The organism is Rhizobium sp. BK456, assembly GCF_014194045.1.
Lineage (GTDB): Bacteria > Pseudomonadota > Alphaproteobacteria > Rhizobiales > Rhizobiaceae > Rhizobium > Rhizobium redzepovicii.
The window spans coordinates 229,417-243,102 of record NZ_JACIAO010000012.1; the positions used below are offsets into that span (position 1 = coordinate 229,417).

Genomic DNA, 13,686 nt, shown 5'->3' on the forward strand with positions numbered 1-13,686 from the left:
ACAACCGCATTGTCAGCCGCCCATTGATCTTCATACACTCGGTATCGCGTTCGCGGCAGACCGATCCGCCTACGGTTCGCGTATTGCGTTATCCAGGCCCCGCAGCAACGGATACAGGAAATAGGAGATCACTGTGCGCTTGCCGACCTTAATCTCCGTGGACACGGTCATGCCGGGAAGCAGCCGCACCGGCACGTCCGACGCATTCAGCCTGGTGTCGGCGAGCAGGACGCGGGCTTTGAAGAAGGGAGCAGCCGACTGGCTGGGGGTGGTGGTTTGATCCTGCTGGCCGGTCAGGAACGTGTCCTCGCTGATGGTGCGAACGTTGCCGGAGGCCGTGCCGTATTTCTGGAAGGGATAGGCGTCGAGCTTGATACGCGCTTCCTTGCCGACGGCCACCCGGCCGATGTCGCGGGTGTTGATCGAAACTTCGGCTTCGAGCGGCACGTTGATCGGCACCAGGGTAACGATCGGTTCGGCTTCGCGCACCACAGACCCGATGGAGCGCTGGGCGAGATCCAGCACGACGGCGTCGGCGGGTGCGGTCAGCGCCACCATGTTGCGGCGCAGCTTCATCTTTTTCAGTTCCTCGTCGGCCATGTCGCGCTGGCCGCGCAGTTCCACCAGTTGCTCCATTGCGGCGCGGCGGAAGTCCTCGATAAAGGCTTGGCGGTCGGCTCGGAGCTTGGCAAAGGAGTGGGCGGCCTCGTCGGCCCGGCCGCGGACGGCAGTTAGATCGGATTCGACGTCGAGGCGGGCGTCGCGGGAGCCGAGCAGCGTGATCAGCGAACCGCTCTGGTTGTCATAGAGCCTTTCCCGCGCTGCTTCGATCTGAGAGAGCCCATCACGCCTGTCATTGAGCACCGCCTCCTGGTTTTTGCTCGCCACAAGAGCGGCGGATTGGCCGGCGATCTGCTGATCGAAATTCTGCAACTGCGCCACGTAAAAGGCCCGTCGCTGGCCAAAGAGCTGCGCCTGCAACATCTGGTCGGGCGTATCTCCTGCCATCTTCGTATAGTCGTCGCCGGCAAGCTCGGCCTCGATGCGCCTTACCTGGGCATCGAGTGCGGAGAATTTCGCCTGCTGCTGGTCGACATCGGCCTGGCTGAAGGTGGCGTCGAGGGTCGCGAGCGTCTGACCGGTATGCACGACCTCGCCGGCCTTCACCTCGATCGTGCGGATGATCGAGGTTTCGAGCGGCTGTACGACGATGGTCGGCTGGGTGGTGACGAGCTTGCCTGGCGCAATCACCACCTCATCGATCGAGGAGACCGAGGCCCAGGTGATCGCTGCGGCAAGCAGCGCCGTTACGCAGTAAAGCGTCATGCGCGCCACCCGCGGCGGGGCGCGTTCCTCGAGCTCGACAGCATCGGACTGGAATTCGGCAATTGCCGGCGGCAGCGGCGGGCGGGCAGTTAGTGCCCTTCCCTTATCAGGAGCCTTCTCCGAGGCGCCCTTGTCTGAAGGGACCGGCAGGTTTTCACTGGGTTTTCTGGCGTGCGCGTTCATGCGACCTGCCTCATTTGCTGGGCCCACAGGTGGCGATAGGTCATGCAGCGCGATACGAGCTGATCGTGCCGGCCGATATCGGCGACCTTGCCGCGATCGACGACGAGAATGGCATCGGCATCGACGAGCGTCGAAAGCCGGTGCGAGACGATGATGACGGTGCGGCCGGCAGCGATGCGGCTCAGATTCTCGCGGATGATCGCCTCGCTGTCGGGATCGAGCGCGCTCGTCGCCTCGTCGAAAATCAACAGCTTCGGATCGGTGATCAGCGCGCGAGCGATGGCCAACCGCTGCTTCTGGCCACCGGAGAGGTTGGAGCCATTTTCCTCCAGCATCGTGTCGAAGCCGCGCGGCAGACGCTCGATGAACTCCTCGGCGCCGGCGATGCGGGCGACCTCCATGATCTCCTCGATGCTCGCATCGGGCTTGGCGGCGGCGATATTCTCGCGAACCGAGCCGCGAAACAGGAAGTTATCCTGCAGCACGACGCCGATGCTGGTTCTTAAGTGCACAAGGTCGATCTCGCGGCTGTCATAGCCGTCCATGCGCACCAGCCCTTCCTGGCTCTGATAGAGCCCCTGGATGAGCCTTGTGATCGTCGTCTTCCCCGAGCCGCTCTTGCCGACCACGCCGAAGACGCAGCCCGCCGGAACGGCGAAGGAGACATTGTCGAGCGCCGGCGCGCTGTCCGGAGCGTAGCGGAAGGAGACCCTGTCGAATTCGATGCGGCCCTGCAAATGCGGTCGCACGCCACGCCCGCGGCCTGCCTGCTCCGGCCGCTGGTTCATGATCTCACCGAGCATGCGCACGGAGAGCGCCACTTCCTGATATTCATGCGCCATGGTAACGATCTGGACGAGCGGGCCGGAGACACGGCCCGCGAGCATGTTGAAGGCGACAAGCGCTCCGATGGTCATCGCGCCGCTGAAGACGTCTAGCGCACCGAGGCCGATGATCGCGACACTCATTAGCTTCTCCAGCAGCCCGGTCATCGCTTGGGCGATGGTCGAGATCTTGTCGACCCGGAACCGCACGGATATCGATTGCGCCGAATAGTCGTCCCAGACCTTGCGCTGGCGCGGCTCCAGCGCCAGCGATTTGACGGTGCGCATGCCGTGCACGGTTTCCACCAGCAAGGCCTGACGGTCGCCTTCCGCCTGGTAAAGCGCCTGCAGGCGGCGCTGGAACGGCCCGACGAGCATCATCACCACCAGCCCGACAAGCGCTGCAAAACCCAGCACAACCAGCGTCAGCTTGACGCTGTAGAGAAGCAGGATCGGCACGAAGACCAGCAGGGAAACACCGTCCAGAAGTGTGAGGAACAGCCGCCCGGTCAGGAATTCGCGGATGCGCCCCGTCTGCTGCATATGCTTGACGAGGACGCCGGCCGAAGCCTGCTCGAAGAGCGCGATCGGCAGATTCAGCAGATGGCCGAAGGTGCGTGTCGCGACGCGGATATCGATCCGGTTCGTCGCGTAGAGCAACAGATAGCGCCGCAGGAAGGTGAAGGTCGCATCGAAGACGAGTGCGATCGCAATGCCCGCCGTCAGAACCGTCAGCGTCGCATAGCTCTGATGCACCAGCACCTTGTCGATGACGAGCTGAAAGAAGATCGGCGTCGTCAGCCCCAGGCCGTAAAGCACGAACGCTGCGAGCGCGACATCGCGGAAGAAGCTGCGCTGCTTGATGATTTCGGGGACGAACCAGCGGAAGCCGAACGGCCGGTCCTCATCGGACATGCGATAATTGCGCTTCAGCAGGACGACAGATCCGAGCCAGGCCTTGGCGAATTGCTCTTCGCTCAGCATCATCACTTCGGCGCGTGACGCGAGCGGATCGAGAACGCGAATTCTCTCATCCTCGCCGCTCCCGACAGCGCCAGCGATGACCACCCAATTGCCGTTCGTCAGTTCCGCCAACGCCGGAAAGGCCTCGCCCAGTTGAAACAGCGATCGCCAGTCGAGCGTCAGATGCCGGGCTCTGAGACCGGCATCCTTGGCCATGCGCAGCAACTGCCGCACGGCAACCGGATCGTTGCCGACGGCATAATCATGCTGCAATCTTTCAGGCGCGAGATCGACGCCATGATGACGCGCGACGAGCGCCAGACAGTGCAGGTTGGTATGCAGAAAACCAGTCATGGCCCACCCGAAACAATACGAGACCGAGTCAATATTCGTTTTTTCAGTTGAAGTTCGGCGAAGCGTTCGACGCGCCGGCCTGCTGGATATCGGTCGCCGCCGCCGCCGACATATCGCCGATACGACGGACCGCACCCGCCTCGACCAACCCACCGAGCGCCTTCTGCATCAGATCGACCGCGTTGGCGAAAGCATCGACAGGCATGATGATGCGCTGGCGGAAGACCGGCTTCGGGTTGTTGTTATCGTCGCGATCGGTTGCCGAAAGCGACATCAGGTCGATGCGCACGATCGTTCCCGTAATGGTGATTTCGCCGATGCCGTCTGCGTAAAGTTCGTTGCTCATTGTTCTCTCCTCCGTTGATAATCAATACGTCTTCACTTAAGGCGCTTTACGTTCCATATGACACTCTAACTATTTGAATACGCAGGGATATGTCCGTGCTGCCAAGCCGGAAACGGATCGCGAATGCCGACGGCGGTCTGCGGATCGAAACCCGTCTCCTCGCCGATCAGGCAATAACCGAGAGCCGCGCGGATCGCTTCCTCGTCGAAGCCGGAACCGATGAAGACCAGCTCCTGGCGGCGGTCGCCCCAGACATCATCCCAATGCCGGTCGATGAGCTGGCGGAACTGCGGAAAGCGCGGCCATTGTACCCGCGGCACCGAGGCCCACCAGTAGCCCCTGGTTTCGATGCGGCACTGGGAGCCGGCAATCGACAGAAGGCCGATTTCATCAGGCCTCGTCGCCAGCCAGAAATGACCCTTTGCGCGGATGAGGCCCGCCCATTTCCGGTCTAGGAAATCCTTGAGCCTAAGGGGGTGGAAGGGCCGGCGGCTGCGATAGACGAAGCTTCTTATGCCGTATTCCTCGGTCTCCGGCACGTGATCGCCCCAGCCGAAGAGTTCCTTGTGCCAGAGCGGATGACGGGCGGCCTTCGCCTCGCTGAAGAGGCCGGTATCCAGGATCGCGCCAAGCGGCACCTGGCCGAAGACCGCCTCGACGACCTGCGCCCCCGGATTGAGCGCCGCGACGACCCGGCGAACCTCGGCAAGGTCGGCGCACGGCACGTCGCCTGCCTTGTTGATGATGACGACATCGGAAAATTCAATCTGCTCGACGAGCAGTTCCACGAGCTTGCGGTCATCATGCCCGTCACGCCTTTCGCCGCGATCGGCTAGGAACTCGGCGCTCTGGTAGTCGGCGAGGAGATTGACCGCATCGACGACGCAGACCATCGTATCGAGACGCGCCACATCGCAGAGGGCCGCCCCGCTCTCGTCGCGGAAGGAGAAGGTGGCTGCAACAGGCAGGGGCTCGGCAATGCCGGTGCCCTCGATCAGCAGATAGTCGAAACGGCCGGCGGCTGCGAGCCGGCGGACTTCGCTCAGGAGATCGTCGCGCAGGGTGCAACAGATGCAGCCGTTGGTGAGCTCTACCAGCGTCTCGTCGGTGCGCGAGAGATCTGCTCCCCCCTCGCGCACGAGCTCCGCATCGATGTTGACCTCGCTCATATCGTTGACGATGACGGCAACCCGGCGGCCCTCCCGATTGCTCAGGACATGATTGAGGACAGTCGTCTTGCCGGCGCCGAGAAACCCGGCGAGAACCGTTACTGGCAATCTGTTGTCTGCACCCATCATCGATACTCTCACTCTTTACAGCATGCCCGGCCTTACATCCTCGCGGGCTTTACGCCGCGAGCTGTGGTTTGAAGGCCACATCCACATAGTAGTTCGTGCTGTTATAGCTGGCTGTCGGGAACAACCCGCCCGCCCCATAAGCATAGACGCCGTTGCTGCCGCCGAGCGCCTTGAGATCACCGTTCGTCACGTCGCTGGCAAAGTAATTGCCGGTCGCCGAATAATTGCCGTTGGTCGAGTAGGAGACGACGTAGGTCGTATCCGCCTGGATGGCGATCTGCTGGGTGAGCTGCGCAGTCTGCCAGCCGCTCGCCGTCTCGTTGTTGAAGGTGACGCTGCCGAGCAGCGTGCCCGAGGCGGTCCAGAGATAGCCGTTATGCGAGCCTGTATTATCGGCACCCTTGTAAAAGCGGATGCCGGTGATCCAGCCTGACGTATCGGCCTGGAATTTCATGCCGAGATTGACCTGCTGGTTGTCGTTGACCGAGACGACCGAAGGCGTCGCGTTGGCGGCAAAGAGATTCTGCTCCGGACCGGCCGTCCCATTGCTGATGGTAAGCGCCACCTGCGCCGAGGCCGTGCCGCCCTTGCCGTCCGAGATCGTGTAGCTGAAGCTTGCTGGTCCCGAATAGCCTGCCGTCGGCGTGAAGGTCGCCGTCTGGGCCTGGGCGTTCCAGGCGACCGAGCCGTTGACCGCGGTGCTGACCCCAGTGATCGTGAGCGGATCGCCATCGCCATCGCTGTCGTTTGAGAGCAGCGCCGAGGCCTGGATGGTGATCGGCGTGCCGGTATTGGTCGTAAAGCCGCTGTCATTGGCGGCGACCGGAACCGCATTCTGCGCACCGCCCTGCTGATAGACGACGTCGACCCAGTAGTTGCTCGCATTGTAGGATGCCGTCGGAAACAGGCTGCCCGAGCCATAGGCATAAAGGCCGTTGCCGCCGCTCGTCGTACTCGACGGAGCCGTCAGCGCACCATTCGTATGGTCCGTCGTGAAGTAGTTCGCCGTTGCCGAATAGAAGCCGTTCGAATGGTAGCTCGCCACATAGGTGGTGCCGCCCGTCACGTTGATCGGCTGGGTGAAGGTAACCGTCTGCCAGCCACTCGCCGTCTCGTTGATGAAGGTCGCCTGGGCCAGAAGCTGGCCGCTCGCGGTCCAGAGCGAGCCGACATGCGTGCCGGTATCCTGAGCGCTCCTGTAATAGATGAGCCCGGTGATCTGGCCGCTGGCGGACGCGATGAACTTGACGCCGAGTTCGACCGAGTTGGTGTCATTGGCGACGGCAACCCCCGACGTATCCGCACCGGTAAACAGGCTTGACGTCGTGCCTCCGCCGGGCGGCGTGCCGACAGTGAGGCTGACCGTGGCCGAGGCTGTTCCGCCAAACCCATCCGAGATTGAATAGGAAAAGCTTGCCGCACCCGTATAACCCGCCGTCGGCGTGAAAGTGACGGACTTGGTCTGGCTGTTGAAGGTCACCGTTCCGTTGACCGCACCATTGACGCCGGTGATGCTGAGCGGATCGCCATCGGCATCGGTGTCGTTTGCAAGCAGGCTGCCTGCGGCAATCGCCAGCGCGGTGTTGGAATAGGTCGAGTAGCCATTGTCATTGGCGGCGACCGGCAGCACGTTGCTTGTCTGGTTGTAGAGGACATCCACCCAGTAATTCGACGACTGGTAGCTGGAAGTCGGGAAACCGGTGCCCTCGGCAAAGACACCGTTGCTGCCGGCAAGCGCCGTCAGCGCGCCGTTGGTATGGGCTGAGGTGAAATAGCCCGATGTCGCCACATAGGAGCCTGTCGTGTGGTAGGAGGCGACATAGGTCGTGCCGGCGGCGATATGCACAGGGTTGGCGAATGTCGCGGTCTGCCAGCCGCTCACAGATCCGCTGTCGGCGAAGGTGACGGTCGCGACCAGCGTGCCGTCGGCCGACCAGAGAGAGCCGGTATGGGCGCCAGTATCGCCGACCACCCTGTAGTAGCGGATGCCGGAAATCATGCCGCCGGACGAAGCGACGAACCTCATCCCGAGTTCCAGCGACTGACCGTCGTTGAAGCTTGCGCCCGTCGGCCCTTCGCTTGATGTAAACAGTGTTTCGCCGGTAGGGCCCGGGTTCACGGTGAGGCTGACGCTGCCCTGATCCGTGCCGCCGCGCCCGTCCGACAGCGTATAGGTGAAGCTTGCGGGGCCCGAATAATCGTTGGTCGGCGTGAAGATGACGGTGCCGTTCTGCTTGTTGAGCGTCACCGTGCCGTTGACGGCATTGCCGACGGCCGAAATCGTCATCGCATCGCCGTTGGGATCCGTATCGTTTCCGATGAGCGAGGTGATCGAGATGACGACGCTGTTGTTGCGGGTGATGGCCAGCCCGGTATCGTCGGTCGCAACCGGCGCGCTGTTGGGGCCGGCATCGAAGACCACGTCGACCCAGTAGTTGGTGCCCGTGCCGGGGCTCTGGCCGGGGAATGTGCCGGCATTGTCGCCATAGGCGTAGACGCCGCCGCCGTCGACGGCCTTCAGCGCGCCGCTGGCATAGGTGCTGCCGAAATAATTATCGGTGGCGGAATAGAAGCCGTTGGTGTGATAGGAGGCCACATAGGTCGTGCCCGCCGCAATCTGGATCGGACTGGAGAAGATCACCGTTTGCCAACCGGAGAGCGACTCGCCGACCGAAACACCCGTTGCCAGCAAGGTTCCGTCGGCTCGCCAGAGGCTGACGACATGGTCGCCGATATCGTGGAAGCCCTTGTAGAAGCGGATGCCTTCCACATAGCCTGCCGTCGTCGCCTGGAAGCGCAGGCCGAGCTCGACGGAGTTGGGATCGATCGCCATTTCGACAGTGGGCTTCTCCGCCAAGGTCCAGAGGCCCTGCGTGCCCGGCAGGGTGACGGTGACCTGCTTGCCGGCCGATGGCGCCTCCATGTTGACGCTGTCGTCGACGGCGCGCGACAGGACCGTATAGGTGCCGCTTGCCTGGACGACCCAGTTATAGCTCCAGCTCTCGCGGCCGGTGGCCTTGAACCAGTGCTGGCCGCCATCGGTCGAGACCTCCACGCCAGCAATGATGCCGCCGCCGAAATCCTGCGCCGTGCCGGTGATCGTTACGTGCTGCCCTTCGATAAAACTTGCGCCGACGATCGGTGACGAGATCGACGAGGTCGGCTTCAGGGTGTCGGTCGATTGTGTGGCTAGAATCAGGCTCGCATCCAGCGTCGTCGGCTGGATGCCCATGTCCGCGAACATGTTGACCATCGCCTGCTGGACGTTGCGATCGGTCGACGTGGCCGGGCCCTGATGATTGTCACTCAGCCCCCAGGACCAGAAGACGGTGCCGGCGCCGAAGACCAGCGCGCCGCTTTCCGCCCGGTACATGGTGAGGCTATGGGTCGCCACCGCATCACCGACCGTCGTGCCGTAATCGCGCAGATAGGTGCTCACGGCGATGGAGGAGAGCGACAGGTTGATCAGCCCATCCGGGCGAAAGCCGTTCTCGACGTCGGAATCCCATTCGTAGCCGAGCAGGTTCTGCACCAGATTGTAGGTATCACCCTCCTGCAGCTCGGCGACATCCGTGTTGCGCCAGAAGCGCAGGTTGGAATAATCGTAGGGGATGGAGATCGTGTCCTGGCGGTAGCTGTCCACTTGGAACATCGTGCCGGTCAGCGAATTTTCCGGCTCCTGACCGGCATCGGCATAGCGCGGATCGCGCCAGGTTCCGGTGCCGATATTGCTCGGATCGGTGCTCGTGCCCCAGGTTTCCTTGTAGCAGACCATGGTGCGATAGGCCTGGCCGCTGCCGTCGATGCTGCTTTCCCAGCGGACCTTCCAGTAGCACTCGTTGCCGCTCCAGAAAGCGAGGTCGACGCCGGCATCGCGGGCAGCCTCGACATTGGCGCGCTGTTCGGCAGACCAGTATTCGTCATGGCCGACAGAGAGATAAGCATCGTGGTTGAGCAGCAGCGTGCCGCTGCGCGCCGCATCGACGCCGGATATATAGGAAACGTCGTAGCCGTTCTGCTCCAGCCATGAAATGGCGGAGGATTCGACGCCGAAGATGTAATCGTGCGAGCCGCCGATCGGGCTCGTATTGGTGATGATCGGCCTGTTGTAGCTGACGGCCGAGGCGCGGCCGATGGCGGTCAGGCCGCAGCTGCAGTTCGGCGGCAGGTAGCCGATCATGGCGGCCGGATCGACAGGCACTTCGCCGTAATACAGGCTGGCGCCGCCCCAGGCATTATAGGCCTGCCAGGTCGTGTCCGATGTCTGGAAGACGATATCGCTGGTCGAGGCATCGTCGCGCACGACGAAGGGGATGATGCTTGCATCCTCGGTCCCATCCTCGCGCACCAGCTTGGCGAAGTAGACGCCGGAGACGGCGTCACTAGGAATTTGCCAGCTCGCCGAAACCGACCAGTTGCCGCAATCGATGAGGCCGAGCGACATGTCGACGATCGGATGCGGCTGGATCTGCGCCGTGGTCAGCTGCTGCTCGATCGAGTCGACCTTGCGCGCGCCGGCGCCGCCGTAATAGCCCATGCGGTAGATGTCGATGCGGTAATGGGTGGAATCCGTGGCGATCTTGAAATCGACGGTCTGGCCGATATTGGTACTGATTTCGGTGGCGAAGCCCTGGATGGTACCGCCGCCATCGCCCTCCAGACCCCACTCGCTGATCGGGTTTCCCTGCTTCAGGTTTTCGAGCGCGATCTTGTTGGGCGTCACTGCTGCCGCTGCAGCCGCCGGCGCCACCAGCGCTGTCGGGGCGGCGGTCGTCTCAGCGGAAGCGTCCTGGCTCGGCTCCACCGAGATGGATGCGATCGAGGCCTGAAGGCGCAACGAAGCCGTGCCGACACTGGTGGAAGAACTGACCGGCGCCACCGTCTTGGCGCTGCCGGTATCGACATCGCTGGCAACACCCGTAAGCGCGGGGGCGGCAGGCAGTGTCGCCGCCTCCTCGGCCGGATCCGGGCCAAGCACGGTGCGCTCAGATGTCGAGGACGGCGTCTGGAAGACCGTCGCAGCCGACGCCGTCTTCGTGGACGTGTCCTGCGCGCCGCCGTCGGCAGCAGGGGCCGGCATCGCCGTCGACGATGCCGGGGACGATTGCATGTCGCCGGAGGATATCAGGGAAGATGCGACCGTGCCGGTGAAGGAGGATTGGACGGTTGCGCTGCCCTGATTGGCAAAGCTCGGAGCGCCGTCCGTGCTCCTCGACGACACAACTGTCGCGGAGGCAAGGACTGCGCTCCAGGCAGAGGATGCACGAAGGACACTCAACGCTCCACCAAATGTACACAGGTACTCACGATTACTGACATGAATTCTCCGCATCAGCGGCGTCCCCTTCCGCATCGGCCGGCCCTTCGACCGCTGTAGCAAGATGTTCATTCTGGCACCTTTGCGAAGGGAACGTACGACAGCAATCCGGGGTATGTGGGAGGTAGCTCCTACTCCAATGTGATGACCCTCACCCCATACCGGACGACAAGGCCCCAAAGTTGCCGACGGCTCCTGGCAAATGCCTGACGCTTGAAAAGGAATTCTGGTTCGGTCCGGCTGGCCTAGCCGGTCAACTCGAGCGTTGTCCTGCGCCGCTACCAGGCCGGAAACGGATCTTCGAGGCTAGCCCAGTCGCGCGGATCGGCGCTGGCGAGGCACCCGTCCAGCGCGGTCCGCACACCCGTCTCGTCCATATCAACGCCGATAAAAACCAGTTCCTGCCGACGGTCGCCCCAAGCGCTGTCCCACCGGCTCTCGAGATGCTGGCGAAACTGCTGATGGCTCGGCCAGTCCTGCCGGGGCACGGCTGCCCACCAAAGTCCCATGGGTTCGCAGCGCCGTTGGATCCCGGCAGCCGACATCAGCCCCACATGACGCGGGCGCGTGGCAAGCCAGAAATGGCCCTTGGCGCGCAGGACCCCCGGCCAGGGCTCGTCCAGGAATGCCCGAAACCGCGTGGGATCGAAGGGACGTCTGGTACGATAGACAAAGCTCGAAACGCCATATTCCTCCGTTTCCGGAACATGCTCATCCGGGCTGTACAATTCCTTGTGCCACAGGGGATGCGCAGCCGCCTTTGCTTCGTCGAAGAGGCCTGTATCGAGGACGGTTGAAAGAGAAATCTTGCCGAAATCCGTCTCCAGCTGGAGCGCATCCGGGTTGAGAGACGTTACGATCTTGCTCACCTCTGCTCGGACCTCGTCGGTCGCGTCCGAGATCTTGTTGATCACGACGACATCGGCAAACTCGATCTGATCGACCAGCAGGTCGATAAGTGTGCGCCGGTCTTCACCGTCGCGCTGCAGGCCGCGGTCGGCCAGCAGATCGGCACTGCTGTAGTCGGCCAACAGGTTTGCAGCGTCGACCACGGTGACCATTGTATCGAGCCTGGCAAAGTCGGCGAGCGAGACGCCGTTCTCGTCGCGGAAGGAAAAGGTTGCCGCAATGGGGCGTGGCTCGGCAATGCCGGTGCCTTCGATCAACAGATAGTCGTATCGCTGCTCTTCGGCCAGCCGTCGTACTTCCGTCAGGAGGTCGTTGCGCAGGGTGCAGCATATGCAGCCGTTGCTGAGCTCGATCAATGTCTCGGTTGTATGCGACAGGTTGCAGCCGCCGTGTTGAATGAGACTGGCGTCTATATTCACTTCGCTCATATCGTTGACGATGACAGCGACCCGCAGCCCCTGACGGTTGTTGAGGATGTGACTGAGGAGCGTCGTCTTGCCGGCGCCGAGGAAGCCGGCCAGCACGGTTACCGGGAGCCGCTCAATCCTGTTCATCGGCATTCCTTGAGGGCGGTCGGTCGCAGCGCCTTCGCCGCGGCCAGTATGTGCGTCGTGTTAGCCTCATTCGAAAACCGGTCCATGCTTTGCTTCATCCGGCGAGCTGCGGGCGGAAGACCACGTCGGCATAGTAATTCGCAGAATCGTAGGAGCTGGTCGGGAAGAGACCTGTGGTGGCGGATCCGCCATAGGCATAAACACCGTTGCCGCCGGCGACCGCGCTTGATTGGGCCGTCAAAGGACCGTTGGTGACGGCACTGGCGAAGAAGGCGTCAGTCGCCACGTAAGCGCCGGTCGTGTGATAAGACGCAATATAGTTGGTATTGGCGGCGATCGTGACGGGGGTTGAGAAGTTGACCGTCTGCCAGCCGCTGCCGGTGGTGCCGGCAAAGGTGGCGGTGGCGAGCTTGGTGCCCGTCGTGGTCCACAGGTCGACAACGTTCTGGCCGTTGTCGTTGGCGCTGCGGTAGAACTTGATGCCGGTAATGTCGCCGGCAACGTTCGACTGGAACTTGACGCCAAGCTCAAGCTGCTGACCATCGTTGAGATTGGTCTGGGTCGGCGTGCTGGAGGCGTTGAACAGACTGTAGGTCACGGGCGCCGTCGAGGCGGCGATATTGAAGTTCTCGTTGGCGGCAAGGCCGCCAAGGTCCGTCGCCGTCACCTTGACGCCGTAGGTGCCAGCGGTCGTCGGCGTACCGGAGAAGGTGCGCGTCGTGGCATTGAAGGAGAGCCAGGAAGGCAATGCCGTGCCATCGGCGGCCGTTGCCGAATAGGTCAGCGTCTCACCGCTGTCGACATCGGTGAAGGTCGTCGTCGGCACCACGAAGGAGAAGGCGGAGCCGACGGTGGCGTTCTGGGCCGCCGTCTGGACAGCCAGCACCGGCGCATCGTTGGCGCCATGGATGGTGACGGTGAGATTGGCCGTGGCGGTGGCGCCGGCGGTGTCGCGCATCGTGTAGCTGAAGACTTCGCTCAGCGTGTTGGTCGACAGGCGCAGCCCCTGGACGGCGGTATTGGCCTCGTTGACGGCATAAGTATAGGCGCCCGATGCGTTGAGCACCAGACTGCCATAGGTGCCGGCGAGTGCTGAGCCGAGCGTGCCCGACGTCGCGCCGAAGACCACTGCCGTGACGGTCTTGGTGTCACCAGAATCCGGATCGGTATCGTTGGTCAGCACGTTGCCGCTCGCGACTGCGCCGCCCGAACCGTTGGCCACGCCGCCCTTCTCGGTCGCATCGCCCGCATCGGCGACCGCCGTCGGCGTCGTGTTGCCGGGAACCGATACGGCAATGTTGAAGGTCTCGTTGGCGGCGAGGCCGCCGATATCGGTTGCCGTCACCTTGACGCCGTAAGTGCCGCCTGCCGTCGGCGTGCCGGAGAAGGTCCGGGTCGAGGCATTGAAGGAGAGCCAGGAAGGCAATGCCGTGCCATCGGCTGCCGTTGCCGAATAGGTCAGCGTCTCGCCGCTGTCGACATCGGTGAAGGTCGTCGTCGGCACCACGAAGGAGAAGGCGGAGCCGACGGTGGCGTTCTGGGCCGCCGTCTGGACAGCCAGCACCGGCGCATCGTTGGCGCCATGGATGGTGACGGTGAGATTGGCCGTGGC

The 13,686-nt window shown here is 62.8% G+C and carries 7 protein-coding genes; all 7 read right to left on the minus strand.

The window, feature by feature from the left end; translation table 11 throughout:
• Nucleotides 1-69 precede the first annotated feature (69 nt).
• Nucleotides 70-1,509 carry an HlyD family type I secretion periplasmic adaptor subunit gene (locus tag FHX03_RS28595; RefSeq protein WP_183856550.1) on the minus strand — a complete coding sequence of 480 codons (1,440 nt, stop codon included), beginning with the start codon at nucleotides 1,507-1,509 and terminating at the stop codon, nucleotides 70-72.
• Nucleotides 1,506-3,650, minus strand: coding sequence for a peptidase domain-containing ABC transporter (locus FHX03_RS28600; RefSeq protein WP_097627951.1), 2,145 nt, complete (start codon nucleotides 3,648-3,650; stop codon nucleotides 1,506-1,508). Before FHX03_RS28600 ends, FHX03_RS28595 begins: the two co-directional genes overlap by 4 nt.
• A 43-nt stretch (nucleotides 3,651-3,693) precedes the next feature.
• Nucleotides 3,694-3,996 carry a hypothetical protein gene (locus FHX03_RS28605; RefSeq protein WP_097627952.1) on the minus strand — a complete coding sequence of 101 codons (303 nt, stop codon included), beginning with the start codon at nucleotides 3,994-3,996 and terminating at the stop codon, nucleotides 3,694-3,696.
• A 65-nt stretch (nucleotides 3,997-4,061) separates the two neighbouring features.
• Nucleotides 4,062-5,294 (minus strand): GTP-binding protein, encoded by a 1,233-nt coding sequence (locus FHX03_RS28610; RefSeq protein ID WP_097627953.1) that lies wholly within the window; start codon nucleotides 5,292-5,294, stop codon nucleotides 4,062-4,064.
• 49 nt (nucleotides 5,295-5,343) lie between these two features.
• A complete protein-coding gene (locus tag FHX03_RS28615; protein WP_183856552.1) occupies nucleotides 5,344-10,683 on the minus strand; it encodes a DUF4082 domain-containing protein in 5,340 nt (1,779 codons plus the stop codon).
• 206 nt (nucleotides 10,684-10,889) lie between these two features.
• Nucleotides 10,890-12,074 (minus strand): GTP-binding protein, encoded by a 1,185-nt coding sequence (locus FHX03_RS28620; RefSeq protein WP_097627969.1) that lies wholly within the window; start codon nucleotides 12,072-12,074, stop codon nucleotides 10,890-10,892.
• A 94-nt stretch (nucleotides 12,075-12,168) separates the two neighbouring features.
• On the minus strand, nucleotides 12,169-13,686 hold a 1,518-nt coding region (locus FHX03_RS28625; RefSeq protein WP_183856554.1), incomplete at its 5' end, for a DUF4082 domain-containing protein.

Coding starts and splice junctions, on each gene's coding strand:
- FHX03_RS28615 (WP_183856552.1), bottom strand. CDS start 10,683: ATGAACATCTTGCTACAGCGGTCGAAGGGCCGGCCGATGCGGAAGGGG.
- FHX03_RS28605 (WP_097627952.1), bottom strand. CDS start 3,996: ATGAGCAACGAACTTTACGCAGACGGCATCGGCGAAATCACCATTACG.
- FHX03_RS28620 (WP_097627969.1), bottom strand. CDS start 12,074: ATGAACAGGATTGAGCGGCTCCCGGTAACCGTGCTGGCCGGCTTCCTC.
- FHX03_RS28595 (WP_183856550.1), bottom strand. CDS start 1,509: ATGAACGCGCACGCCAGAAAACCCAGTGAAAACCTGCCGGTCCCTTCA.
- FHX03_RS28600 (WP_097627951.1), bottom strand. CDS start 3,650: ATGACTGGTTTTCTGCATACCAACCTGCACTGTCTGGCGCTCGTCGCG.
- FHX03_RS28610 (WP_097627953.1), bottom strand. CDS start 5,294: ATGATGGGTGCAGACAACAGATTGCCAGTAACGGTTCTCGCCGGGTTT.